At 72.4% G+C, this 24,230-nt stretch carries 26 protein-coding genes; 9 read left to right on the forward strand and 17 right to left on the reverse strand.

Annotation, left to right across the window (positions count from 1 at the left end; genetic code table 11):
* Position 1 precedes the first annotated feature (1 nt).
* Positions 2-382, reverse strand: a complete 381-nt coding sequence (gene hisI / locus AB0898_RS20355) for a phosphoribosyl-AMP cyclohydrolase (protein ID WP_366804339.1) — start codon at positions 380-382, stop codon at positions 2-4.
* An 82-nt stretch (positions 383-464) separates the two neighbouring features.
* Between hisI and AB0898_RS20360 the strand changes: the two genes are divergently transcribed.
* Positions 465-1,100 (forward strand): TIGR03085 family metal-binding protein, encoded by a 636-nt coding sequence (locus AB0898_RS20360; RefSeq protein ID WP_366804340.1) that lies wholly within the window; start codon positions 465-467, stop codon positions 1,098-1,100.
* Positions 1,101-1,117: 17 nt separating this feature from the next.
* Positions 1,118-1,516 carry a VOC family protein gene (locus AB0898_RS20365; protein WP_366804341.1) on the forward strand — a complete coding sequence of 133 codons (399 nt, stop codon included), beginning with the start codon at positions 1,118-1,120 and terminating at the stop codon, positions 1,514-1,516.
* A 26-nt stretch (positions 1,517-1,542) separates the two neighbouring features.
* Here the strand turns inward: AB0898_RS20365 and AB0898_RS20370 are convergent, their stop codons facing one another.
* The 11 genes from AB0898_RS20370 to hisD all read right to left on the reverse strand — a co-directional run bounded on the left by AB0898_RS20370 (position 1,543) and on the right by hisD (position 9,394).
* On the reverse strand, positions 1,543-3,000 hold the full coding sequence (locus AB0898_RS20370) for an MFS transporter (RefSeq protein ID WP_366804342.1): 1,458 nt from the start codon (positions 2,998-3,000) through the stop codon (positions 1,543-1,545).
* Between the two features lie 4 nt (positions 3,001-3,004).
* Positions 3,005-3,379, reverse strand: a complete 375-nt coding sequence (locus tag AB0898_RS20375) for a hypothetical protein (RefSeq protein WP_366804343.1) — start codon at positions 3,377-3,379, stop codon at positions 3,005-3,007.
* Complete coding sequence (locus AB0898_RS20380) at positions 3,376-3,594, reverse strand: hypothetical protein (protein ID WP_018545641.1); 219 nt, start codon at positions 3,592-3,594, stop codon at positions 3,376-3,378. The genes AB0898_RS20375 and AB0898_RS20380 overlap by 4 nt, the downstream gene beginning before the upstream one ends.
* Before the next feature lie 100 nt (positions 3,595-3,694).
* Positions 3,695-4,450 carry an imidazole glycerol phosphate synthase subunit HisF gene (gene hisF / locus AB0898_RS20385; protein ID WP_366804344.1) on the reverse strand — a complete coding sequence of 252 codons (756 nt, stop codon included), beginning with the start codon at positions 4,448-4,450 and terminating at the stop codon, positions 3,695-3,697.
* Complete coding sequence (locus AB0898_RS20390; RefSeq protein ID WP_366804345.1) at positions 4,447-4,842, reverse strand: RidA family protein; 396 nt, start codon at positions 4,840-4,842, stop codon at positions 4,447-4,449. Before AB0898_RS20390 ends, hisF begins: the two co-directional genes overlap by 4 nt.
* On the reverse strand, positions 4,839-5,564 hold the full coding sequence (gene priA, locus AB0898_RS20395; RefSeq protein WP_366804346.1) for a bifunctional 1-(5-phosphoribosyl)-5-((5-phosphoribosylamino)methylideneamino)imidazole-4-carboxamide isomerase/phosphoribosylanthranilate isomerase PriA: 726 nt from the start codon (positions 5,562-5,564) through the stop codon (positions 4,839-4,841). Before priA ends, AB0898_RS20390 begins: the two co-directional genes overlap by 4 nt.
* A gap of 4 nt (positions 5,565-5,568) precedes the next feature.
* Entirely contained in the window at positions 5,569-6,216 is a 648-nt protein-coding gene (gene hisH / locus AB0898_RS20400) for an imidazole glycerol phosphate synthase subunit HisH (protein WP_366804347.1), read from the reverse strand.
* The gene (locus tag AB0898_RS20405) at positions 6,207-6,371 is read right to left on the reverse strand and encodes a hypothetical protein (protein WP_030810044.1); all 165 of its coding nucleotides are present in this window, start codon (positions 6,369-6,371) and stop codon (positions 6,207-6,209) included. The genes hisH and AB0898_RS20405 overlap by 10 nt, the downstream gene beginning before the upstream one ends.
* Positions 6,372-6,375: 4 nt before the next feature.
* The gene (gene hisB / locus AB0898_RS20410; protein WP_026248532.1) at positions 6,376-6,969 is read right to left on the reverse strand and encodes an imidazoleglycerol-phosphate dehydratase HisB; all 594 of its coding nucleotides are present in this window, start codon (positions 6,967-6,969) and stop codon (positions 6,376-6,378) included.
* On the reverse strand, positions 6,966-8,072 hold the full coding sequence (locus AB0898_RS20415) for a histidinol-phosphate transaminase (RefSeq protein WP_366804348.1): 1,107 nt from the start codon (positions 8,070-8,072) through the stop codon (positions 6,966-6,968). The genes hisB and AB0898_RS20415 overlap by 4 nt, the downstream gene beginning before the upstream one ends.
* Complete coding sequence (gene hisD, locus AB0898_RS20420; RefSeq protein WP_366804349.1) at positions 8,069-9,394, reverse strand: histidinol dehydrogenase; 1,326 nt, start codon at positions 9,392-9,394, stop codon at positions 8,069-8,071. The genes AB0898_RS20415 and hisD overlap by 4 nt, the downstream gene beginning before the upstream one ends.
* Positions 9,395-9,572: 178 nt before the next feature.
* Between hisD and AB0898_RS20425 the strand changes: the two genes are divergently transcribed.
* From AB0898_RS20425 to ybaK, 4 genes are all read left to right on the forward strand, one after another.
* Entirely contained in the window at positions 9,573-11,150 is a 1,578-nt protein-coding gene (locus AB0898_RS20425) for an oxidoreductase (protein WP_366804350.1), read from the forward strand.
* A 188-nt stretch (positions 11,151-11,338) separates the two neighbouring features.
* On the forward strand, positions 11,339-12,391 hold the full coding sequence (locus tag AB0898_RS20430; protein WP_366804351.1) for a hypothetical protein: 1,053 nt from the start codon (positions 11,339-11,341) through the stop codon (positions 12,389-12,391).
* A gap of 11 nt (positions 12,392-12,402) precedes the next feature.
* Positions 12,403-13,140 (forward strand): LON peptidase substrate-binding domain-containing protein, encoded by a 738-nt coding sequence (locus AB0898_RS20435; RefSeq protein WP_366804352.1) that lies wholly within the window; start codon positions 12,403-12,405, stop codon positions 13,138-13,140.
* A 24-nt stretch (positions 13,141-13,164) separates the two neighbouring features.
* Positions 13,165-13,716: a Cys-tRNA(Pro) deacylase gene (ybaK, locus tag AB0898_RS20440; protein ID WP_366804353.1), complete on the forward strand. Its 552-nt coding sequence runs from the start codon at positions 13,165-13,167 to the stop codon at positions 13,714-13,716.
* Between the two features lie 72 nt (positions 13,717-13,788).
* On the opposite strand, the gene AB0898_RS20445 is transcribed toward ybaK, so the two are convergent.
* From AB0898_RS20445 to AB0898_RS20460, 4 genes are all read right to left on the reverse strand, one after another.
* Complete coding sequence (locus tag AB0898_RS20445; protein ID WP_366804354.1) at positions 13,789-14,454, reverse strand: DUF2567 domain-containing protein; 666 nt, start codon at positions 14,452-14,454, stop codon at positions 13,789-13,791.
* 34 nt (positions 14,455-14,488) lie between these two features.
* Positions 14,489-15,310 carry an ABC transporter permease gene (locus tag AB0898_RS20450; RefSeq protein WP_366804355.1) on the reverse strand — a complete coding sequence of 274 codons (822 nt, stop codon included), beginning with the start codon at positions 15,308-15,310 and terminating at the stop codon, positions 14,489-14,491.
* 121 nt (positions 15,311-15,431) lie between these two features.
* On the reverse strand, positions 15,432-16,445 hold the full coding sequence (locus AB0898_RS20455) for an ABC transporter ATP-binding protein (protein ID WP_366804356.1): 1,014 nt from the start codon (positions 16,443-16,445) through the stop codon (positions 15,432-15,434).
* A 102-nt stretch (positions 16,446-16,547) separates the two neighbouring features.
* Positions 16,548-17,780: an NYN domain-containing protein gene (locus tag AB0898_RS20460; protein ID WP_366804357.1), complete on the reverse strand. Its 1,233-nt coding sequence runs from the start codon at positions 17,778-17,780 to the stop codon at positions 16,548-16,550.
* Positions 17,781-18,004: 224 nt separating this feature from the next.
* On the opposite strand from AB0898_RS20460, the gene AB0898_RS20465 reads away from it, so the two are divergent.
* Entirely contained in the window at positions 18,005-18,181 is a 177-nt protein-coding gene (locus AB0898_RS20465; RefSeq protein WP_366804358.1) for a hypothetical protein, read from the forward strand.
* Between the two features lie 107 nt (positions 18,182-18,288).
* Here AB0898_RS20465 and dnaE read toward each other — a convergent pair whose 3' ends face one another.
* Entirely contained in the window at positions 18,289-21,828 is a 3,540-nt protein-coding gene (dnaE, locus tag AB0898_RS20470; RefSeq protein WP_366804359.1) for a DNA polymerase III subunit alpha, read from the reverse strand.
* Between the two features lie 256 nt (positions 21,829-22,084).
* Between dnaE and AB0898_RS20475 the strand changes: the two genes are divergently transcribed.
* On the forward strand, positions 22,085-23,425 hold the full coding sequence (locus AB0898_RS20475; RefSeq protein ID WP_366804360.1) for a DUF2252 domain-containing protein: 1,341 nt from the start codon (positions 22,085-22,087) through the stop codon (positions 23,423-23,425).
* Between the two features lie 68 nt (positions 23,426-23,493).
* On the forward strand, positions 23,494-24,183 hold the full coding sequence (locus AB0898_RS20480) for a hypothetical protein (protein ID WP_366804459.1): 690 nt from the start codon (positions 23,494-23,496) through the stop codon (positions 24,181-24,183).
* Positions 24,184-24,230: the final 47 nt, after the last annotated feature.

Genomic DNA, 24,230 nt, shown 5'->3' on the forward strand with positions numbered 1-24,230 from the left:
TTCAGCGGTCCCCGTCCTTGAGCAGCACGTCGGCGTCGAAGCAGGTGCGGTCGCCGGTGTGGCAAGCGGCGTCCGTCTGGTCGACCTTGACCAGCAGGGTGTCGGCGTCGCAGTCCAGCGCGACCGACTTCACGAGCTGGACGTGGCCGGAGGTGTCGCCCTTGACCCAGTACTCCTGGCGGCTGCGGGACCAGTACGTGCAGCGGCCGGTGGTCAGGGTGCGGTGCAGCGCCTCGTCGTCCATCCAGCCGAGCATCAGTACCTCGCCGGTGTCGTACTGCTGGGCGATGGCGGGCACGAGTCCGTCGCGGTCGCGCTTGAGGCGGGCGGCGATCTCCGGGTCGAGGCCGCTGGGGCGGGGGCTGCCGGTCGTACGGGTCATGGGTGCCATTGTGCCGTGCGGGGCGGCGCGTCACGGTCCGTGTCCGCTGTGCGGTCCTTCCGTATGGTCGTAGGCTGAGCCCATGTCGACCTTCGCCAAGCGTGAACGGCTGTTGCTCGCCGACCTCTTGGAAACCGCAGGACCGGAAGCCCCGACGCTGTGCGAGGGCTGGACCACCCGGGACCTGGCCGCCCATGTGGTGGTGCGCGAGCGCCGCCCGGACGCTGTCGCCGGCCAGTTCGTGAAGCAGCTCGCGCCCCGTCTGGACCGGGTGATGGAGGAGTACGCCGCGAAGCCGTACTCCGAGCTGATCCAGCTCATCCGTACGGGCCCGCCGAAGCTCTCGCCGTTCTCCGTCAAGCAGGTCGACGAGGCCTCGAACACGGTGGAGTTCTTCGTCCACGCCGAGGACGTACGCCGCGCCCAGCCGGACTGGAGCCCGCGCGAGCTGGACCCGGTGTTCCAGGACACGCTGTGGTCGCGCCTGGAGCGCACGGCCCGCCTCGCGGGGCGCAAGGCGCCGACCGGGCTCGTGCTGCGCCGCCCGGACGGGCAGACCGTGGTCGCGCACAAGGGCGCGCCGGTGGTGACGGTGACCGGGGAGCCCGCCGAGCTGCTGATGTTCGTCTTCGGGCGGCAGGACGCGGCCAAGGTGGTGCTGGACGGCGACCCGGACGCGATCGCCAAGGTGGGCGACTCCCGGCAGCTCGGCATCTGAGACCCGGGCGCGCCGCCGTGATCAAGGTCGCGATGACGGGGGTGTACGTCGACGACGTCGAGCGGGCGCACGCCTTCTACACCGAGGTGCTGGGCTTCGAGACGCGGCTGCACGTGGACCTCGGCGACGGCGCCCTGTTCGTGACGGTGGGCGCGCCGGACGGGGTCCAGCCGGACGTCCAGCTGCTCCTGGAGCCCGGCGAGGGCCCGATCGCGGAGCCGTACCGTGCGGCGCTGTACGAGGCGGGGCTGCCGTGCATCGTGTTCGCGGTGGACGACCTGTTCGCCGAGTACGAGCGGCTGCGCGGCCTCGGCGTGCGCTTCCCGCACCCCCCGACCGTCCAGGGCCCGCTGCTGGCGGCGGTCCTGGACGACACGGTGGGCAATCTGATCCAGCTCACCCAGCCGATCCCCTGAGGGGACCGGGGGCACGGGAACGCGGGTCAGCGGGGCAGCTCGGCGCGGCGCAGCGCGGGGAACACGAGGACGACGGCTCCGCCCAGTGCGCAGACGACGGCGCTGACCGCGTACACCGGCCCGGGACCCCAGGCGCCGGTCGCGGCGGCGGCGAACGGCATGCTCAGCGGGGCGAGGCCGAGGCTGACCAGGCTGGCGACGGAGGTGACCCGGCCGAGGTAGGCGGGGTCGCCCTGGGTCTGGAGCAGCGCCCCGCACAGGACCCCGCTGAGTCCGGCGAGCAGCCCGATGAGCAGGGCGACGCCGACGGCGGCGGGCAGCGCGGACACCTGGCCCAGTGCCCCGATGGCGACGGCCCCGGCCATGCAGGCGTACCCGGTGATCAGTCCGGCCCGGGGCAGCCGTCCCCGCACCGCGAGCAGCATCGACACGGCGCCCGCGCCGACTCCGAACCCGGCGAGCACCCAGCCCATGCCGGAGGCTCCCCAGCCGCGCCGGTCGGCCAGCAGGGTCAGCCCGATGTTCAGCGGCCCGACGAAGCCGAGGTCCCCGAGCGCGATGGCCAGCACCAGGGGGCCGAGGACGCGGTGGCGGCGGAGGTAGGCGAGTCCGTCGCGCAGGTCGTGCCAGACGTCGGCCGGGCGCGGGGCGGGGGCGGTCTCCGGCGCGTCGGGGGCGGCCGGTGTGCGGGGCCCGGCGGGGTGGGCTTCCGCGGGCGGCACGGCGACCACGGCGGAGACGGCCTCTCCGGGCAGCACGGGGGCCGCGGGCGGCAGGGTCGCCGCCGCCACGGCCTCCCCGGCCGCGGCGCCGGAAGCGCCCTCCCCCGGCAGGCCCGTCCCACCGGGCGTACCGGTCTCCTCGGCCGGGGGCAGCCCCCGCATCCGTACCGAGACCAGCAGCGGCACCGAGACCGCGATGAGCAGGCCGGCCACGCCGAACGCGGCCGCCGCGCCGCCCATGGCGATGCCGAGTCCGCCGAGCGGGGCGCCCACGACGGAGGCGAACCGGTTGGCGAGGCCGCGCATCCCCTGGACGCGGGCCAGCTGGTCCGGGCCGGTGATCCGGGCCGGCAGGGCGCCCACGGCGGGGACGAACACGGCGTCCACGGTGCCGAACAGCAGCGCCAGCGCGGCCAGCGGCCACAGTCCGGGGTGGGCGACGTACAGCAGCGCGGCCACGGCGAGGACGGCCGCGCAGCGCACGGTGTCGCTGCCGATGACGACGCGGCGCGGTCCGAAGCGGTCGGCCACCACTCCGCCGCCCAGCATCAGCACGGCACGCGGCAGCGCGCTCACCGAGACCACGATCCCGGCCTCCGCGGGGCTTCCGGAGCGTACGGCGGCCCAGGACAGGGCGAGGTAGTAGACGTTGTCGCCGACCATGGAGGCGGCGTAGGCACCGAGCCAGCGCAGGACGTTGGGATCACGGTGGGCCGCCCGGCTCTCGGTCCGGGCGGCCGGGCGTATCGCGGTGTCGGTCACTGGGTCACGCGGCCCACTCGCGCAGCAGGCGGGCGGTCTCCTGGAGGTCGGCCTCGTCGCTGCGGATGTCGGCGACGAGCTTGGCGACTTCGCCGCGCGGCATCTCGAAGGGCACGCCGGACTGCTCCATGTACTCCCAGGCGCAGGCGACACCGATCGACGCGTTGTAGTCGCTGAACGGCCGCAGGCGCAGGGCGGTGTGCAGGAAGGTGGCCGCCCGGGAGGCGATCTCCTCGTAGTACGGCTCGCCCGCTACCCGCTCGTACCGGTGCCGCTCGACCATGCAGTGGAGCGCGCCCCAGTCACGGATGGGGGTGTTCTGCGGGGAGACGTTGACCTGGATGTTGAGCACCCATCCCGGATCGACGTACAGCGTCATCGGAGTCCCTTCGGGAATCGCTCCTCGAAGTCGGCCATGATCTCGCGGGCCTTCTTCGAGGCCCCCTCGACGAACCGCTGCTTCTGCCGCCGCCGCACGACGTCCTCGGTCAGTATGTCGTGCGCCAGCCGCTTGATCGCCACGCCCTGCTCCTTGGCCTCGGCGCGCAGCTCGGCCAGCTCTTCCTCGGTGAACTCGATCGTGATTCCAGGCATATGCGCAGCTTATACAGCCTGGAACCCCGACCACTACCGCCTTCACTACCAAGAGTGAAAGGACAAACGGCTGACCGAATAAGCGGACGAAACGCCCCGCTTACCGGACGGGATGCCCCGCCTCCCGCAGCGTCCGCTTCACATCCCCGATCCGCAGGTCGCCGAAGTGGAAGACCGACGCCGCGAGGACCGCGTCCGCGCCCGCCTCGACCGCCGGGGAGAAGTGCTCCAGCGCGCCCGCGCCGCCCGAGGCGATCACCGGCACGGAGACGTGCCGACGGACGGCGGCCAGCATCTCGATGTCGTAGCCGTCCTTCGTGCCGTCCGCGTCCATCGAGTTGAGCAGGATCTCACCCGCGCCCAGCTCGGCGGCCCGGTGCGCCCACTCGACCGCGTCGATGCCGGTGCCCGTGCGGCCGCCGTGGGTGGTGACCTCGAAGGAGCCGGACGGCGTGCGGCGGGCGTCCACCGAGAGGACCAGCACCTGGCGGCCGAACCGCTCCGCGATCTCGCGGATGAGGTCGGGACGGGCGATGGCGGCCGTGTTGACGCCCACCTTGTCCGCGCCCGCGCGCAGCAGCTTGTCCACGTCCTCGGCGGTGCGGACGCCGCCGCCCACGGTGAGCGGGATGAAGACCTGCTCGGCGGTGCGGCGCACCACGTCGTAGGTGGTCTCCCGGTTGCCGGAGGAGGCGGTGATGTCCAGGAAGGTCAGCTCGTCGGCGCCCTCGGCGTCGTAGACCTTGGCCATCTCCACCGGGTCGCCCGCGTCGCGCAGGTTCTGGAAGTTGACACCCTTGACGACCCGGCCGTCGTCCACGTCCAGGCAGGGGATCACTCGTACGGCCAGGCTCATGCGGACACTCCTCGGAACGCCTCCACCTCGATCTCGACGACCAGGCTGGGGTCCACGAAACCGGAGACGATGATCATGGTTGCGGCGGGGCGGACGGAGTCGAACAGCTCCTTGTGGGCGCGTCCGACCTCCTCCACGTCCCGCGCGTGGGTGATGTACATCCGGGTGCGCACCACGTCGTCGCGCCCGAGGCCCACCTGCTCCAGCGCGCCGAGCGCGACGTGGAAGGCGTTGACGGCCTGCTCGTACGGGCCGCCCCCGGCGATCTGCCCGTCCACGATGGAGGTGCAGCCCGAGACCAGCACCAGTCCGTTCGGCAGCTCCACCGCGCGGGAGTAGCCGAACTGCTCCTCCCAGGGCGCTCCGGTGTTCACCCGGCGTACGTCGCTCACCGGTCCACCGCCGCCAGGGCCTCTTCCAGGGTGAAGGCCTTGGCGTACAGCGCCTTGCCGACGATGGAGCCCTCGACGCCGAGCGGCACGAGGCCGGCGATGGCGCGCAGGTCGTCCAGCGAGGAGACACCGCCGGAGGCGACCACCGGGCGGTCGGTGGCCGCGCAGACGTTCCTCAGCAGCTCCAGGTTGGGGCCCTGGAGGGTGCCGTCCTTGGCGATGTCGGTGACGACGTAGCGGGCGCAGCCCTCCTTGTTCAGACGGTCCAGCGTCTCGTAGAGGTCGCCGCCGTCGCGGGTCCAGCCCCGGCCGCGCAGGGTGGTGCCGCGTACGTCCAGACCGACCGCGATCTTGTCGCCGTGCTCGGCGATGACCTTGGCGACCCACTCGGGGGTCTCCAGGGCGGCGGTGCCGAGGTTGACGCGGGTGCAGCCGGTGGCGAGGGCGGCAGCGAGGGTGTCGTCGTCGCGGATGCCGCCGGACAGCTCCACCTTGATGTCCATGGCGCCCGCGACTTCGGCGATCAGGGCCCGGTTGTCCCCGGTGCCGAACGCGGCGTCCAGGTCGACCAGATGCAGCCACTCCGCGCCCGCGCGCTGCCAGGCGAGGGCGGCCTCCAGCGGGGAGCCGTAGGAGGTCTCGGTGCCGGACTCGCCGTGCACGAGGCGTACGGCCTGGCCGTCGCGGACGTCGACGGCGGGGAGCAGTTCGAGCTTGGCCATGGTCTTAGAGGGTTCCGATCCAGTTGGTGAGGAGCTGGGCGCCGGCGTCGCCGGACTTCTCGGGGTGGAACTGGGTGGCGGCGAGGGCGCCGTTCTCCACGGCGGCCACGAAAGGCCCGCCGTAGGTCGACCAGGTCACCGCGGGCGGGGTCATGGCCGCGTTGAGCTGCTCGAACTCCCAGTCCTGCACGGCGTAGGAGTGCACGAAGTAGTAGCGGTCCGCCGGGTCGAGGCCCGCGAAGAGCCGCGAGTCGGCGGGCGCGTCCACGGTGTTCCAGCCCATGTGCGGGACGACCTCGGCCTTGAGCGGGCCGACCGTGCCGGGCCACTCGTCCAGGCCCTCGGTCTCCACGCCGTGCTCGATGCCCCGGGCGAACAGGATCTGCATGCCGACGCAGATGCCGAGCACCGGGCGGCCGCCGGCCAGGCGCCGGTCGATCACCCAGTCGCCGCGTACCGCGCGCAGGCCCTCCATGCAGGCGGCGAACGCGCCGACGCCGGGGACGAGCAGGCCGTCGGCGTTCATGGCCGCGTCGAAGTCACGGGTGATCTCGACGTCGGCGCCGACGCGGGCGAGGGCACGCTCGGCGGAGCGGACGTTGCCGAAGCCGTAGTCGAAGACGACGACCTTCTTCGCGTCGCTCAACTCCACACCCCCAGCCGCATGACGCCCGCGACCAGGCACATGGCCGCGCCGATGGAGACCAGCACGATGAGGCTGGTGGGCATCTTCTGCTTGACGAAGGAGATGATGCCGCCGACCAGGAAGAGGCCGACGACGATCAGGATGGTGGAAAGACCGGTCATGGGGTTACAGCGCGCCCTTCGTGGAGGGGAGGATGCCGGCCGCGCGCGGGTCGCGCTCGCTGGCGTAGCGCAGGGCGCGGGCGAGGGCCTTGAACTGGCACTCCACGATGTGGTGCGCGTTGCGCCCGTACGGCACGTGCACGTGCAGCGCGATCTGCGCCTGGGCGACGAAGGACTCCAGGATGTGCCGGGTCATCGTCGTGTCGTACTCGCCGATCATCGGCGCCATCTTCTCGGGCTCGGTGTGCACGAGGTAGGGACGCCCGGAGAGGTCGACGGTGACCTGGGCGAGGGACTCGTCCAGGGGGACCGTGCAGTTGCCGAAGCGGTAGATGCCCACCTTGTCGCCGAGCGCCTGCTTGAAGGCGGCGCCGAGCGCGAGGGCGGTGTCCTCGATGGTGTGGTGGGTGTCGATGTGCAGGTCGCCGTCGGTCTTCACGGTGAGGTCGAACAGACCGTGCCGGCCGAGCTGGTCGAGCATGTGGTCGTAGAAGCCGACGCCGGTGGCGATGTCGGTCTTGCCGGTGCCGTCGAGGTCGATCTCGACGAGGACCGAGGTCTCCTTGGTGGTGCGCTGCACGCGGCCTGTCCGGCTCATGCGTCGAGCTCCTTCTTCAGTTCCCGAACCGCGTCGAGGAACGCGTCGTTCTCTTCGGGGGTGCCGGCCGACACCCGCAGCCATCCGGGGACGCCGTTGTCCCGGACGAGGACGCCGTGGTCGAGGATGCGGCGCCAGGCCGCCTGGGTGTCCGTGAAGCGGCCGAACTGCACGAAGTTGGCGTCGGACTCGGTCACGTCGTAACCGATGGCGCGCAGTTCGGTGACCAGGCGGTCCCGCTCGGTCTTGAGCTGCTCGACGTAGCCGAGCAGGGTGTCGGTGTGCTCCAGGGCGGCGAGCGCGGTCGCCTGGGTGACGGCCGATAGGTGGTAGGGCAGCCGGACCAGCTGGACGGCGTCCACCACGGCCGGGTCGGCCGCGAGGTAGCCGAGCCGCAGCCCGGCGGCGCCGAACGCCTTGGACATGGTCCGCGAGATCACCAGGTGGGGGCGGCCTTCGAGGAGCGGCAGCAGCGAGTCGCCGTGGCTGAACTCGATGTACGCCTCGTCCACGACCACCATGGACGGCTTCGCCGCCTGCGCGGCCTCGTACAGCGCGAGGACCGTCTCGGGCGGTACGGCGTTGCCCGTGGGGTTGTTGGGGGTGGTGATGAACACGACGTCGGGCCGGTGCTCGGCGATGGCGCGCTCGGCGGCCGCGAGGTCGATGGTGAAGTCCTCGCCGCGCGGCCCGGAGATCCAGCCGGTGCCGGTGCCGCGCGCGATGAGCGCGTGCATGGAGTACGAGGGCTCGAAGCCGATCGCGGTGCGGCCGGGACCGCCGAAGGTCTGGAGGAGCTGCTGGATGACCTCGTTGGAGCCGTTGGCCGCCCAGACGTTCCGGGCGCCGAGGTCGTAATGCCCGGTCTTGGCGAGGTACTTGGCCAGTTCGGTGCGCAGCTGGACCGCGTCCCGGTCGGGGTAGCGGTTCAGGTTCCGGGCGGCCTCGCGCACCCGCTCCGCGATCCGCTCGACGAGCGGTTCGGGCAGGGGGTAGGGGTTCTCGTTGGTGTTCAGCCGGACGGGGACGTCCAACTGGGGCGCGCCGTAAGGGGACTTGCCGCGCAGCTCGTCCCGTACGGGGAGATCGTCGATGCCGGTCACTTGGTCTCCGGTACCTTCCAGCCGAAGCGGGCCTTGACCGCCGCTCCGTGCGCGGGCAGGTCCTCGGCCTCCGCGAGGGTCACCACGTGGTGGGCGACCTCGGCGAGGGCGTCCTTCGTGTAGTCCACGATGTGGATGCCGCGCAGGAAGGACTGCACGGACAGGCCCGAGGAGTGGCAGGCGCAGCCGCCGGTGGGCAGGACGTGGTTGGAGCCGGCCGCGTAGTCCCCGAGGGAGACGGGCGCCCAGGGGCCGATGAAGATGGCGCCCGCGTTGCGCACACGGTCGGCGACGGCGGCCGCGTCGCGGGTCTGGATCTCCAGGTGCTCGGCGCCGTACGCGTCGACCACCCGCAGGCCCTCGGCCACGCCGTCCACGAGGACGATCGCGGACTGCTGCCCGTTCAGCGCGGGGACGATCCGGTCGTCGATGTGCTTGGTGGCGGCGACCTGGGTCTTCAGCTCGGCCTCGACCGCGTCGGCCAGTTCCGCCGAGTCGGTGACGAGGACGGCGGCGGCCAGCGGGTCGTGCTCGGCCTGGCTGATCAGGTCGGCGGCGACGTGCACCGGGTCGGCGGTGTCGTCGGCGAGGACGGCGATCTCGGTCGGGCCCGCCTCGGCGTCGATGCCGATCTTGCCGGTGAAGTAGCGCTTGGCGGCGGCGACCCAGATGTTGCCGGGCCCGGTGACCATGTTGGCCGGCGGGCAGGACTCGGTGCCGTACGCGAACATCGCGACGGCGGTGGCGCCGCCGGCCGCGTACACCTCGTCCACGCCGAGCAGGGCGCAGGCAGCGAGGATCGTCGGGTGGGGCAGGCCGTCGAACTCGGCCTGCGGGGGCGAGGCGAGCGCGATGGACTCGACGCCGGCCTCCTGCGCGGGCACCACGTTCATGATCACGGAGGAGGGGTAGACCGAGCGGCCGCCGGGCGCGTAGAGCCCGACCCGGTCGACGGGCACCCACTTCTCGGTCACGGTGCCGCCGGGCACGACCTGGGTGGTGTGGGCGGTGCGGCGCTGGGCGCGGTGGACCAGGCGGGCGCGGCGGATGGACTCCTCCAGCGCGGCGCGCACGGCCGGGTCGAGGGCGTCGAGGGCGTCGGTGAGCGCCTGGGCCGGGACACGGACGGATTCCAGCCGTACTCCGTCGAACCTCTCCGCGAAGTCGATCAGCGCCGCGTCGCCACGATGATGCACGGCCTCGCAGATCGGACGCACCTTCTCCAGGGCGGCCGAGACGTCGAAGTCGGCTCGGGGCAGCAGGTCGCGCAGGGCGGGGCCCTCGGGGAGGGCGTCGCCGCGCAGATCGATTCGGGAGATCACAGTCCCAATTCTCTCAGACCGCCGCAGCGGGCCGTCCGCGCGTATCAGTGGCTGATACGACTCGTGGGACAAGCGGTGGTACAGAGCGTGGCCGGAACGCCGTCACGTGGTGTGTTGCGGAGGTCACCGGGCGGGCATCAGCGGCGTACGGGTGGCCGAGGACGAAGAGGGGGCCGCTGTGACCGATGGGTCCGGACCGGGCACGGTGAGCCTGCCGGAGGACCTGACCCCCGCCGAGGCGGGCATGTGGCAGGCGTTCCGTGACGGCAGCATGTACGACCTGACCTGCGGGGACGCCGCCGTGGACGATCCGCACGGCGACTATCTGTGGGGTCCGGGACGCAGTGTGCGGGCGCGGATCGTGTCCTGGCTGCTGCTGGACGGTCCGTCCGCGCTGGCGGGCCGGGTGTCCGCGCTGAAGCTGTGCGGGGTGCGGATCACCGGCGCGCTGGACGTGGCGGGCGGCACGATCACGCCGTACGTGGAGCTGCGCGGCTGCCGTTTCGACGACGAGGTCCGGATGCCGGAGGCGCACTTCACGACGCTGCGCCTGGTGGACTGCGCGGTGCCGCGCCTGGAGGCGGCCCGGGTGCACACCGAGGGCGACCTCCATCTGCCGCGCTGCCGCTTCCGCGAGGGTGTGCGGCTGACCGACGCCCAGATCGGCACCGATCTGCTGCTCAACCAGGCCGTCGCGCACCGGGACCGCAGCGGGCGTTCCCTCGCGGGGGACGGCATGAGCGTGGGCCAGGACCTCCAGGCCGAGATGCTGGAGTCCTACGGCGAGCTGAGCCTGCGCGGGGCGACCGTCGGGGTGTCGCTGAGCCTGCGCGGGGCCCGGCTGATCAACCCGTACGCGCGGCGCGCGCTGAACGCCCCGCAGCTCACCGTGGGCCGCACGCTGTACATGACCCCGGCCGGGGTGGGCAGCCCGCTGCTGAGCGGGACCACGCCGGCGCGCGGGACCCGGGTGCAGTCCTTCGAGTGCCGGGGCGGGGTGCGCCTGGACGACGGGCGGTTCGGGGACGCGGTGGACCTGGAGCGGGCCCGGTTCGTGCTCGCCGACGACCAGGAGGTGTCGCTGCGCCGGGTGCAGACGCCCGAGCTGCGCTTCCTCGGCGACCGGCCGCCGCGCGGACGCGTGGTGCTCTCCGGCGCCCGGATCGTGAACCTGGTGGACCACGCGGGCAGCTGGCCGGAGCCGGGCAACCTCCAGATGGGCGGTTTCGCGTACGAGAACCTGGTGCCGAGGGGGCCGTTCCCGCTGGCCCGGCGCCTGGACTGGGTGGCGGCGGCGACCGCCGAGTACCACCCGGAGCCGTACGAGCGCCTCGCGGCCGTGCTGCGGGCGGCCGGGGAGGACGAGGACGCCCGCGAGGTGCTGCTCGCCAAGCAGCGCCGGCGCCGCGAGACGCTGCCGCTGGCGGCCAAGGCCTGGGGGTACGCGCAGGACTGGGCGGTGGCGTACGGCTACCGGCCGGGGCGGGCCGCGGTATGGATGGCGGTGCTGTGGGCGGCGGGCACGCTGGCGTTCCGGCATGCCGGGCACCATCCGATGGACCCGGACGCGCATCCGGCCTGGAGTCCGGCGCTGTTCACCCTGGACCTGCTGCTGCCGGTGGTGGACCTCGGGATGGCGGGCCAGTGGCGGCTGCGCGGGGGCTGGCCATGGCTGGCGGCGGCGCTCGTCCTGCTGGGCTGGGTGCTCGCGACGGCGGTGGCGGCGGGGGCGACGCGGCTGCTGCGGCGGGGGTGAGGGGCCGTGCGCCGGAGGCGAGCAGCGGTGTCGCAGAGGCGGGTGGGACGGGTGAGGGGAACAGACATTTCAGCGGGCTCCGGACAAGACCACAGAAGTCACCTTTTTACCCTGTCTTGACCTGGCCCGATACAACCTTCCACGACTTGCCCCAACTCTCTGGCGCGGCCGCGACCTGCGGACTTTCAATGGTCGACACCATGGTTCCACTGCCCGCGTTCCTCCGCCCCACCCGGATGACACGACGCGCCGCGCGCCTGGCCGGCCCCGCCCCGGCCGCCGTCGACGCCGTCCTCGACGCGCCGGACGACCGCCTCTCCCCCGTCCTCGTCGCCGCCGCGCGCGGCGAGTACGAACCCGCCGCCGCCCTGCTCGCCGCCACCCGCGCGGCGGCCCGCTGGGAGGACCGGGACGGCTACGCGCGGCGCCTGGCCGCCTTCGCCCACGCGCGCCCCGAGTGGTTCGACGCGTGGCGCGCGGCCGCCCCCGAGGACCCCGGCGCGCTGCTCGTGTCGGCCCAGCTGGCGGTGGACCGCGCCTGGCCCTCCCCCGCCCGCGGCGAGCTGCTGCGCTCGGTGAGCCCGCTGATCACGGCCGCCGCCCGCGCCGACGACCGCGACCCGGTGCCCTGGCGGATCGCGCTGGACCACGCGCGCGGCTCGAAGGCGGGCCACCGCTACTTCGAGGAGCTGTGGGAGGCGGCCGTACGCCGTGCCCCGCACCACTACGGCTGCCATGTCGCCGCGCTGCGCTACCTCGGTACCTTCTGGCACGGCTCGCACGCGGAGTGCTTCGACTTCGCCGAGCGCGCCGCGCAGGACGCCCCGGCGGACTCGCTCGTGCAGGCGCTGCCCGCGCGGGCCGCCTTCGGCTATCTGACGGATCTGTGCGGCCCCGAGGTGGCGCGGCTCCGCCTGGACGAGGCCGCCGACCGCGCGGGGGAGCTCTCCGGCCGCTTCCCGGCGGCCGACCCGTGGCCCGCCGGGGTCCGCAACAAGCTGCTCTTCCTGCTGCTGCGCCTGGAGCGCTGGGACGACGCCCGCGACCAGGCCGCCCTGATCGGCCCGTACGCCACCTCCTTCCCCTGGACGCTGGTCTCCGACGACCCGCTCGGCCACTTCCTGCGGGTGCGCGAGGCGCTGGTCACGGAGGGTCCGCGCACCGTCCTGGAGGGGCTGATCCCGACACCCCGGCGGCCTGACGGCGGCCGGCAGGGGTCCGGCGGCCGCCATGACCATTAGGCTGGGGCGTCGTGACCATCGCCCGCCTGCCCCTCTTCCCGCTGAACACGGTGCTGTTCCCGGGTCTCGTGCTGCCGCTGACCGTCTTCGAGGAGCGGTATCGCGCCATGATGCGCGAGCTGCTGAAGACCCCGGAGGAGGAACCGCGCCGGTTCGTCGTCGCGGCCATCCGGGACGGCCACGAGGTGGCGCCGAGCGCGCCCGGGATGCCGGACCCGACCGCGCTGCCCGACCAGGGCCCGGCCGCAGGCTTCGGCCCCGACCCGCTCAAGGCGGTGCACCGGATCGGCTGTGTGGCGGACGCGGCGACCATAAGGGAGCGGGACAACGGCACCTTCGAGGTGCTGGCGACCGGCACCCGGCGGGTGCGGCTGCTGTCGGTGGACTCCTCGGGCGCCTTCCTGACGGCCGAGGTCGAGGAGCTGACGGAGGAGCCCGGCGACGAGGCGGGCGCGCTCGCGGAGGGCGTCCTCGACTACTTCCGGCGCTACCAGAAGCGGCTGGCGGGCGCCGCCGAGCACTCCCTGTCCGACGCGGAGCTACCGGACGACCCGGGTGTCGCCTCCTACCTGGTCGCGGCGGCCATGGTCCTGGACACGCCGACCAAGCAGCGGCTCCTCCAGGCCCCCGACACCGCGTCCCGGCTGCGGGACGAGCTGAAACTCCTTCGCTCGGAGACCGCCATCATCCGTAGCCTGCCGTCGCTGCCCGCGTTCGAGCTGACCCGGGCGCGCACCAGCCTGAACTGACCCGAACCGAGGCCGACACCCCCGATGGCGAAGAAGTCCAAGAAGCAGCAGGAAGAAGAAGGCGCGCGCGGAGCGCGTCCGAAGAAGGGCGGTGGCGGGCGACGGGCGGGAACCCCGGCGACGGTGGCGCTCACCTCCGCCGGTGTGGAGCACACGGTCCACTCCTACGACCACGACCCCTCCCACCCCTCCTACGGCGAGGAGGCTGCCGAGGCGATGGGCGTCTCCCCCGGGCGCGTCTTCAAGACGCTGGTGGCCGAGGTGGACGGCGCGCTGACGGTGGCGGTGGTCCCCGTCTCCGGCTCGCTCGACCTCAAGGCGCTGGCGTCGGCGGTGGGCGGCAAGCGGGCCGCGATGGCGGACCCGGCGCTCGCCGAGCGCACGACCGGCTACGTCCGGGGCGGTATCTCCCCGCTCGGCCAGCGCAAGCGCCTGCCCACGGTCCTGGACGCCTCGGCGGCGGACCACACCACGATCTGCGTCTCGGCGGGCCGTAGGGGTCTGGAGGTCGAGCTGGCGCCCAAGGCGCTGGCAGAGCTGACCTCGGCGGTGCTGGCGCCGATCGCCCGCGCGTAAGGACGGTGGACATGCGTGAGGGTCCCGGCTCCGGGACCCTCGGTACGCGCCTGAGCTTCTGCCGCGCCTGACCTACTGCTGCGGCGGCGGGCCGTACTCGCCCGGGACGTAGTCCTCGTGCTCCTCCGGATCGCGCGGCCCGAACAGCGCCGTCAGCCCCAGATGGACCAGGAGCGCGGCGAACGGCCAGGCCAGCAGCGCGCCCTTGGCTCCCAGGCGCAGCGGCGCGGCGAAGGTGACCCCGCTGCCGGCCGCCTTCGCGCGGGCGATGACGTCCTGCCCGGGCCCGAGCCACACCCCGAGCCGCCAGGCCAGCAGCGAGGCCAGCAGCCCGCCGACCCCGAGACCCACCGCGAGCGGCACGCCCCCGCGCCTGCGCAGCAGGAACACACCGAGTGCGCTGAGCGCGCCGAAGGCGAGTCCCAGCAGGGTGAACGTGCCGTCCACCCCGACCGCCTGTTCGCCCTCGCTGTCCTTGAGGTACACCACCCAGCTGTGGTCGGCCGAGTCGCCGACGAGCGGCACGTGCGGGGCCAGCTGCCACCACAGCACGCCGAGCAGCACCCCGCTCAGCGCCACCACCGCCGCGATCACGGCGGACTCCCGCACTTCGGTCTTCATTCCGGGGCCGTCCTGTTCGTACCGTTCCACGGCCGGCTCACCGTCGGGCGGTCCCTGCCGGACCGGGTGCGCGGAGTCTTCGTGCGGCGGCGGAGGGGGAGTCAGCGGTGCGGTCACCCTGACATCGTGCCAGGTCGTGCTGTGCGCCGCGTCACCGGACGGCGGCCCGGCGATAGGCCCGGGTGGCCACCGCGAGGGAGATCACGCCGACGCCCGCGCACACCCCCAGGTCAGCGAGGACCACGGCCCAGTCGGGGTGCGGGCCGAAGGTGCGGGCGTACGCCTCGACGCCGTAGGTCGAGGGCAGCAGGTCACGGGCCAGCCGGACGATCCCCGGCATCCGGTCGGCGGGCAGCACACCGAGCAGCAGCGCCGCCGACATGCCCAGCTGGCCGAGCAGGGTGGCCAGTTCGGGGCGCGGCGCGAGCAGCCCGCAGGCGGCGCCGACACCGGAGAGCGCGGCCCCGGCGAGCGGGATCACGGCCAGCAGGACCCACAGGTTGGACACCGGAAGCCCGAACAGCGCGCAGCCGAAGAGCGCGGTGACCAGCGTGCCGGGCACGGTGAAGGAGGCGTACGCGGCGGCCGCGCCCAGCACCACGGCGGCGGGCGGCACCGGCAGGGTGGCGTAGTGGTCGAGGCCACCGCTCGCGCGGAGCTGGCCGAAGTACTGCGAGAGCAGGTTCAGCGCCACGTAGGCGACGACGAGCACGGAGGAGCCGGCCACCACCGACCACGCCTCGGGGCCGCCGTCGACGACTCCGCGCATCATCACGGCGATGCCGACGGACTGGAAGACCGCGACGAACAGCAGCGGGATGCGGGCCACCCGGGCGCGGGAGAGCTGTGCGCGGTAGACGGCGGCCAGCGACGGTCCGAACTGCGCGGGCGGACCCAGTTCGACCGCGCGCCGCGCCTGCTCCGGCACGGTCCGCACGGCGCTGGGCCTGACCTCCGCGGGTACGACACTCACGACGAGCTGCTCCTCTTCCCGACGGCGGCGGGGGCGCCGTCCTCCAGGGACCACGGCGTCCACTGGGACCATACGGATGCGGTGGGTCCCGCGCTCAGCGCGGGTACGGCGGGCCCCGCGCTCATCCCTTCACCAGCCCCTGCCGGGCCGCCCCGCCGAGCGCGAGGTAGACGTCCTCCAGGCTGGGGGTGGCCAGCGTGAAGTCGTCCAGCGCGGCGAACGCGGCACCGCCGGTGACGGTGGCGACGGCGGCCCGCGCCTCCTCGGGGGCGAGCCGCAGCGTCCAGCGGCGGCCCGACTCGGTGGCCCGCTCGCGCAGGACGGCGACCTCGGGCACCTCCAGGGGCGCCCGCTCCCGCCACACCAGCTCCACCCGGACCTCGCCGGAGACGCGGTCCTTGAGCCCGGCCGGGGTGTCGCAGGCGATCACCCGGCCCCGGTCGAGGACGGCGACCCGGTCGAGGACGGTCTCGGCCTCGATGACGTTGTGGGTGACGAGCAGCACGGTCGTGCCGCGCTCGGCGCGCCGCCGGTCCACGGCGCTCCAGACCGCGCGCCGGGCCACCGGGTCCATGCCGGTGGTGGGCTCGTCGAGCACGAGCAGCGGGCGGTCCCCGACGAGCGCGGCGGCCACGCAGGCGAGCCGGCGCTGTCCGCCGGACAGCTTGGTCAGCGGGCGTCCGGCGAGGGGGCCGAGCTCCAGCTCGTCCAGGACGGCGTCCCGCTCCTCCCGCGCCCGCCGTACGTCCAGGCCGCGCAGCCGCGCGGTGGTCTCGACGGCGAGGGCGACGGTCAGCTCGTCCAGGGCGGAGGACTCCTGGCCGAGGTAGGCGAGGATGCGGGCGGCCCGCTCGGGGTGGCGCACGATGTCGTGGCCGAGGATCTCGACGCTGCCGGAGTCGGGGCGCAGCAGCCCGGTGAGCTGGCGGACGAGGGTGGACTTGCCGGCACCGTTCGGGCCGAGCAGGCCGAAGACCTCGCCGCCGCGCACCTGGAGGTCCACCCGGTCGGTGGCCCGCACCTCGGGCGTGCCGGGGGCTCCGCGGCGTCCCTTGACGGGCGGGTAGGTCTTGCTGAGCCCGCGCACGCGTACGGCCTCGTCGTACCGAAGTGCCTGTCCCGCGCGCGTACTCACAAGGGAGGAGCGTACGGGGTGCGGACCCTTTACTCGTCTTTGGGGCACCTCATCTCGGCATCCCCCGGTTCCGCCCCGCCGCGGTCGCGGCTCAGCCCCTGGTCACTCCCCGGCCGGGGTGTCGGCGGCCGTCGCCGGGACGTCGAACTCCCGCCAGAAGCCCGCCCGGATGGCGTAACGGTCGTGCTCGTCGATCTGGTCGTCCTTGTGGGCGAGCAGACCGAAGCGGGCGGCGTAGCGCAGCAGCTCGCCGTCGATGCGGTGCGGGATGCGCGGGTACATCGCGGACAGCCGGTGCAGATGGCCCTGGTCGCCGAGCCGGGACATCCAGCGGCGGGCGAAGACCTGGCCGACCTCGTAGGGGTCGCCGCCGACGGTGGTGATGTCCTCCTCGCGGTCCGCCCAGCGCTGCTCGGCGGTGGTGAGCTGGGCCAGCGTCGGCATGGAGGCGGCCTCGGGCGGCTCGGCCGGGGTGCCGGGGCGGTCCACCCAGCCCTTGTCGGAGGACCAGCGCAGGGTGGCACTCGCCGGGTGCTGCGCCGGGTGCGGGGAGGCCGCGCCGGGCGCGCGGAGCGCGGCGAGGTCCTTCGGGGTGGGTACACCCTTGGCGGTGCTGGGCCGCTCCTCGGTGCCGTTGCGGGCGGCGCCCGCCGTGGGGTGGGGGTGGGCGGTCTCCTCGTCGGCGCGTTCCCCGGAGGGGGCGAGGGCGGACTCGGGCAGCGGGGCGGAGAGGATCGCGGCGATGTCGGGCCGGGGCGGGGGCGGGGTGGCGCAGACGCCGCCGAGTTCCTTGGCGCGGACGGCCTGGATGATCCAGGCGCGGTCCAGGACGCGCCGCTCGTCGGCCTCGGCGACCAGGTCCTCGGACTGGTTGTAGTCGCCGTCGGCGGCCTGTACGGCCCACAGGTGGACGGCGACGCCGTGCTCCTTGGCGGCCATCATGCCGGGCAGCAGGTCGCCGTCGCCGGTGACCAGGACGATGTCGGAACAGGCGCGGTTGCGGGCCAGCTCGGTCAGCTCGGCGTGCATGGCCGCGTCGACGCCCTTCTGCGCCCAGCGCCCGTCGGTACGGGTCAGGGCGCCGAGCCGGACGGTGACCCGGGGCATCACGCGCAGTCTGCGGTGCTCGGGCTGGGGCACCCGGTCGGGGGCGCCGTCGAACCAGTAGATGCGCAGCAGGGGGCGCCCGGTCTCGGCCTCGGCGCGCATGCGCAGGGCCTGGATCAGCGCGGGGTGGTCGACGGTGATCCGGGACCGCGAGGGTTCACCGGCGAGGAGGCTGGCGGCGGCACCCAGCAGATACCCGGCGTCCACCAGGACGATGCAGCGGTCCACGCGACTCACCCTCTTCCCCGGAGGTTTGCTTCGGACTTCCTTCGAGTCTGCCCGACCGCCCGGGGGTTAACGGCCCGAACTCGATCTTCGGCGTGGCGTTTCCGGCGCCCGCGCCCCCACCACACCTGTCACAGACGGTAATTATCCGACATGCGATTGATGTCAGCGTATGTGAATCTGATGACGGCCCTGGCCCCTAGACCCCCTTCAGGAGGCAGATCCCCATGGCCAAGAACAAGAACCGCAAGCAGACCGGCCCGAAGAACCGCTCCTCCCAGGCCGAGCAGGCCCCGGAGAACTCGCAGCGGCAGGCCGGAGAGGCGCACGAGTCCGCCGCGCAGGGCCCCGGCAGCCCCTCGGACTACGCCCGCAAGCAGAACAAGCGCTTCGGCCACAACTGAGTGCTTTTACAGGGCATATGAGCCCGGCGAGCACATGAGAGAAGGGGCGCACTCCCGCGGGGTGCGCCCCTTCTCTCACTGCTTTTTCACTGTGGCGGCCGGTGTGTTCAGCCCGCCAGGCAGGACGGGCCGAGCAGGACCTTCAGGTCGCCGTAGAGCGCCGGGTCGGGCTTGACGCGGTGCCGGTCCAGGCGCAGCACGGTGGTCTTGTGCGGGCCCTGGAGCTTGATGCGGACCTCGCTGTCGCCCTTGTGGTGGCTGAGGATCTCGCCGAGGCGGCTGACCATGGGCGGGGTGACGCGGGTGGCCGGGATGGTGAGGATCACCGGCGCGTTGGTGCCCGCGTTGGACAGGTCGGGCACCTGGAGCTCCATGGCGACCAGCCGGGGCACGTCCTCGCGCTTGTCGAGCCGGCCCTTCACGAACACCACGGCGTCCTCGACGAGTTGGGTCGAGACGAGCTGGTAGGTGGCCGGGAAGAACATGCACTCGATGGAGCCCGCGAGGTCCTCCACGGTGGCGATCGCCCAGGCGTTGCCCTGCTTGGTCATCTTGCGCTGGAGGCCGGAGATGATGCCGCCGATGGTCACCACGGCGCCGTCGGAGTGCTCGCCGCCGGTCAGCTGGGAGATGCCCGCGTCGGCCTTGTCGGACAGCACGTGCTCCAGGCCGAAGAGCGGGTGGTCGGAGACGTAGAGACCGAGCATCTCCCGTTCCTGGGCGAGGAGATAGGTCTTTTCCCACTCCTCGTCGGTGAACTGGACGTCGAGTCCGAAGCCGGGCTCGTCACCGGCGTCCTCGCCCATCCCGCCGAAGAGGTCGAACTGTCCCTCGGCCTCCTTACGCTTGACCGCGACCACGTTGTCGATCATCGGCTCGTACTGCGCGGTGAGGCCCTTGCGGGTGTGGTTCATCGAGTCGAAGGCGCCGGCCTTGATCAGCGACTCGGTGGTGCGCTTGTTGCAGGCGACGGCCTCGACCTTGTCGAGGTAGTCGGGGAAGGAGAGGTACTTCCCCTTGGCCTTGCGGCCGCGGATGATCGCCTCGACCACGTTGGTGCCGACGTTGCGCACCGCGGAGAGGCCGAAGAGGATCACGTCGTCGCCCTGGGCGGCGAAGTTGGACTCCGACTCGTTGACGTTCGGCGGGAGCACCTTGATGCCCATGCGGCGGCACTCGTTGAGGTAGACCGCCGACTTGTCCTTGTCGTCCTTGACGGAGGTCAGCAGTCCGGCCATGTACTCGGCCGGGTAGTTGGCCTTCAGATAGGCGGTCCAGTAGGACACCAGGCCGTACGCGGCGGAGTGCGCCTTGTTGAACGCGTAGCCGGCGAAGGGGACCAGCACGTCCCACAGCGCCTGGATCGCCTCGTCGCTGTAGCCCTTGTCGCGGGCGCCCTTCTGGAACAGGACGAAGTTCTTCGCCAGTTCCTCGGGCTTCTTCTTGCCCATCACGCGGCGGAGGATGTCGGCCTCGCCGAGCGAGTAGCCCGCGATGATCTGGGCGGCCTTCTGCACCTGCTCCTGGTAGACGATCAGGCCGTAGGTGACGTCCAGGACCTCCCTGAGCGGCTCCTCCAGCTCGGGGTGGATGGGGGTGATCTCCTGCTGCTTGTTCTTGCGCAGCGCGTAGTTCGTGTGGGAGTTCATGCCCATCGGGCCCGGCCGGTACAGGGCCGACACGGCGGAGATGTCTTCGAAGTTGTCGGGCTTCATCAGCCGCAGCAGCGAGCGCATGGGGCCGCCGTCGAACTGGAAGACGCCGAGGGTGTCGCCGCGCTGGAGCAGTTCGAAGGTCTTCGGGTCGTCGAGCGGGAGGCTCAGGAGGTCGATGTCGACGCCCTTGTTGGCCTTCACCATCTTGACGGCGTCGTCCATGATCGTGAGGTTGCGCAGGCCCAGGAAGTCCATCTTCAGCAGGCCGAGCGACTCACAGCTCGGGTAGTCCCACTGGGTGATGGTCACACCGTCGGTGTGCCGGACCCAGACCGGGACGTGCTCGGTGATGGTCTCGCTGGACATGATGACGCCGGCGGCGTGCACGCCCATCTGCCGGACCAGGCCCTCCACACCGCGCGCGGTGTCGATGACCTTCTTGACGTCCGGCTCGTTCTCGTACATCCCCCGGACCTCGCCCGCCTCCGAGTAGCGGGGGTGGCTCGGGTCGGTGATGCCGGAGAGCGGGATGCCCTTGCCGAGGACGTCGGCGGGCATGGCCTTGGTGATCCGGTCGCCCATGGCGTACGGGTAGCCGAGGACGCGCGCGGAGTCCTTGATCGCGTTCTTGGCCTTGATGGTGCCGTAGGTGCCGATCATGGCGACCTTGTCGGCGCCGTACTTCTCGGTCACGTACCGGATCACCTCGACGCGCCGGCGCTCGTCGAAGTCGATGTCGACGTCGGGCATCGAGATGCGCTCGGGGTTGAGGAACCGCTCGAAGATCAGGCCGTGCGGGATCGGGTCGAGGTCGGTGATGCCCATGGCGTACGCGACGATCGAACCGGCCGCGGAGCCTCGGCCGGGGCCGACCGCGATGCCGTTGTTCTTGGCCCACATGATGAAGTCGGCGACCACGAGGAAGTAGCCGGGGAAGCCCATCGAGATGATGACGTCCATCTCGTACTCGGCCTGCTTCTGGCGGTCGTCGGGGATGCCGCCGGGGAAGCGGCGCTCCATGCCGCGGCGGACCTCCTCCTTGAACCAGGTGACCTCGGTGTAGCCCTCGGGGATGTCGAACTTGGGCATGAGGTTCTTGGCCTCGAACATGCCCGTGGTGTCGACCATCTCGGCCACCAGGAGGGTGTTGGCGCAGCCCTCCTGCCAGGCGTCCGAGGAGTCGATGGCGTACATCTCGTCCGTGGACTTCAGGTAGTAGCCGGTGCCGTCGAACTTGAAGCGGTCCGGGTCGGAGAGGTTCTTGCCGGTCTGGATGCACAGCAGGGCGTCGTGGGCGGTCGCCTCGTGCGCGTACGTGTAGTGCGAGTCGTTGGTGACCAGCGGCGGGATGCCGAGCTTCTTGCCGATGTCGAGCAGGCCCTCGCGGACCCGGTGCTCGATGTCGATGCCGTGGTCCATCAGCTCCAGGAAGTACCGGTCCTTGCCGAAGATGTCCTGGTAGTCGGAGGCGGCCTTGAGGGCCTCGTCGAACTGGCCGAGGCGCAGCCGCGTCTGCACCTCGCCCGAGGGGCAGCCGGTGGAGGCGACGATGCCCTCGGACCACTGGGAGATGGTCTCCTTGTCCATGCGCGGCCACTTCTGCAGCCAGCCCTCGGCGTACGCGTCGGAGGACAGCCGGAAGATGTTGTGCAGGCCGGTCTTGTTCACCGCCCACATCGTCTTGTGGGTGTAACCACCGGAGCCGGAGACGTCGTCGCGCTTCTGGTGCGGCTGGCCCCACTGGATCTTGCGCTTGTTGCGCCGGGACTCGGGGGCGACATACGCCTCGATACCGATGATCGGGGTGATTCCGGCCTTCTTCGCGGTGTGGAAGAAGTCATACGCCCCGTGGAGGTTGCCGTGGTCGGACATGGCGATGTGCGTCATGCCCATTTCATTGCAGGCGTTGAACATGTCCTTGAGCCGCGCGGCACCGTCCAGCAGCGAGTACTGGGTGTGGACGTGCAGGTGCGTGAAGGGCGGCTTCGACACGGTTTCGGCCTCCAAAAAAGCGGGTGCGGCGCGTGAGCGCCTCGTTGAGGGGCGGTGTTCGGGCGACGGGTGGGACGGCGGGGGGACAGCGAAGAAGTCTATGCCCCGGCACTGACACTCGCGGGCTCCGTCCACGTACCTTCATCGGGAACCGGGCACTCCCGCGCCGCGTCGCCCGTTGGAGACGGGGGAAGCACGCCGTGGCCGTTCCCGTCTTTTTCACACGCACCGCACCAGCACCAGGAGGCACCCCGCGATGTCGGTTCCCCAGCTCAGCGACGAGCAGCGCGGCGAGGAGATCCTCGCCGTCTTCGACACCGCCTTCGGCCGGCTCCTGGCCGCCGACCCGGCCGCGTTCCGGGTGAAGTTCCGCAAGATGGCCGCGAGCGCCTTCGCGTTCTACCGGGGCACGGCCTGCCTCTTTTACCACGACCTCACGGCGAACAATGAGTTCGGCTCGAAGCGCGGCGGCCCGTACCTGGACGAGCGCACCTCGCGCGTGTGGATCCACGGCGATCTGCACGCCGAGAACTTCGGCACGTACATGGACTCCAACGGCCGCCTGGTCTTCAACGTCAACGACTTCGACGAGGCGTACGTCGGCCCCTTCACCTGGGACCTCAAGCGCTTCGCCGCCTCGATCGCGCTCATCGGGTACGCCAAGGCCCTCAGCGACGAGCAGATCACCGAGCTGGTCACCGTCTACGCGGCCGCCTACCGCGAGCGCGTCCACGCGCTGGCCACCGGCGCCAAGGACGACGAGGTGCCCCCGTTCACCCTGGACACCGCGGAGGGTCCGCTGCTGGACGCGCTGCGCGACGCCCGCTCGCTGACCCGGTTCGGCCTCCTCGAGTCCATGAGCGAGATCCGCGACTTCGAGCGCCGTTTCGCGCCGGGCGGCGGCTCCGTCGAGCTGGACGCGGCCACCCGCTACAAGGTCCTGGCCGCCTTCGACGGCTACCTGGAGACCCTGCCGGAGAGCAGCCTGGTCCGCCCGGAGTCGTACCGCGTGAAGGACGTGGTGGGCCGGCGCGGCGTCGGCATCGGCTCGGCCGGGCTGCCGTCGTACAACGTCCTCCTGGAGGGCGCGACCGACGCCCTGGAGAACGACGTGGTGATCTACATCAAGCAGGCCCAGACCCCGGCCGTCTCCCGGCACGTCACCGACCCGGAGATCCGCGACTACTTCCGGCACGAGGGCCACCGCACGGTGATCTCCCAGCGCGCCCTCCAGGCGCACGCCGACCCGTGGCTCGGCTGGACCGAGCTGGACGGCGCGGGCCAGCTGGTCGCCGAGATCTCGCCGTACGCGGTCGACCTGGACTGGGGCGACATCGACGACCCGGAGGAGATCGCGACCGTCGTCGCCGACCTCGGCCGGGCCACGGCCACCATGCACGCGGCCGCCGACGACCAGTCCGGCGAGTCCCTGGTGCCGTTCTCCACCGAGCGCGCCATCGACGCGGCCCTCGCGGCCGACGAGGAGAGCTTCGCGCCCCTCCTGGTAGACTTCGCCCACGCCTACGGCGCCCGTGCGCGGGCCGACCACCAGATCTTCCTCGACCTGTTCCGCAACGGCCGGATTCCGGGGCTGTAACCTTCCCGGCTCCGCCCGGGACCTTTGAGGCCCCCTTCACCGCGTACGTGACAGACTCTGCTCTCACCATGGACATATCCGGGACTCACCTCAGGGCCGTACGCGCGGCGCTGTTCACGGCCTTCACCGTGACGCTCGCCGCCGCGTCGCACGTCCTGCTGTCCCGGGCCCCGCTGCCGCCGGTGACCGTGCTCACGGTCGCCTGCGGGGTGTTCCTCGCGGCGTACGCCCTGGCGGGCCGCGAGCGCGGCTTCGGCCGCATCGCGGCCCTGCTGGTCCCGCTGGAGCTGGCGGCGGACACGGTCTTCACCACCGGGCAGCACGCCTGCTACGGCCGCGCGGGCGGCCCGGTGGCGGGCCCGCTGCACGCCTTCGGCCTGGACCTGCTGTGCCGGGGCGAGGCGCTGGGCACCCCGCTGACCCGGCTGACCGGTGTGCCCGCGCGCGCCGCCGTGCCGCTCACCCATCCGGCCCCGGCGACCGCCTGGCTGCTGCTCGCCGCGCACGTCGCGGTGGGGCTGCTGGCCGCCGCCTGGCTGCGGCGCGGTGAGCGGGCGCTCGCGGCCCTGCTGCGCGCGGTGGCCGCGACCACGTTCCGTCCGCTGCTGCTCGCGGTGGCCGCCGTGGCGGTCCGCCCGGCCCCGGCCCGCCGCGTCCCGCGCCCCCGGCCGCGCCCGGCGACCCCGCGCGGCCTCTTCCTCACGCACTCCCTGGGACGACGCGGCCCTCCGTGCCGGCCCGCCCTCGCCTGCCCCTGAGGGGCGGCGCCGAGCACGGCTCGGCTGCCCACACGTATCCCCGCGTA

The organism is Streptomyces sp. NPDC005435 (assembly GCF_040703155.1).
In the GTDB taxonomy this organism is placed as follows: Bacteria; Actinomycetota; Actinomycetes; order Streptomycetales; family Streptomycetaceae; genus Streptomyces.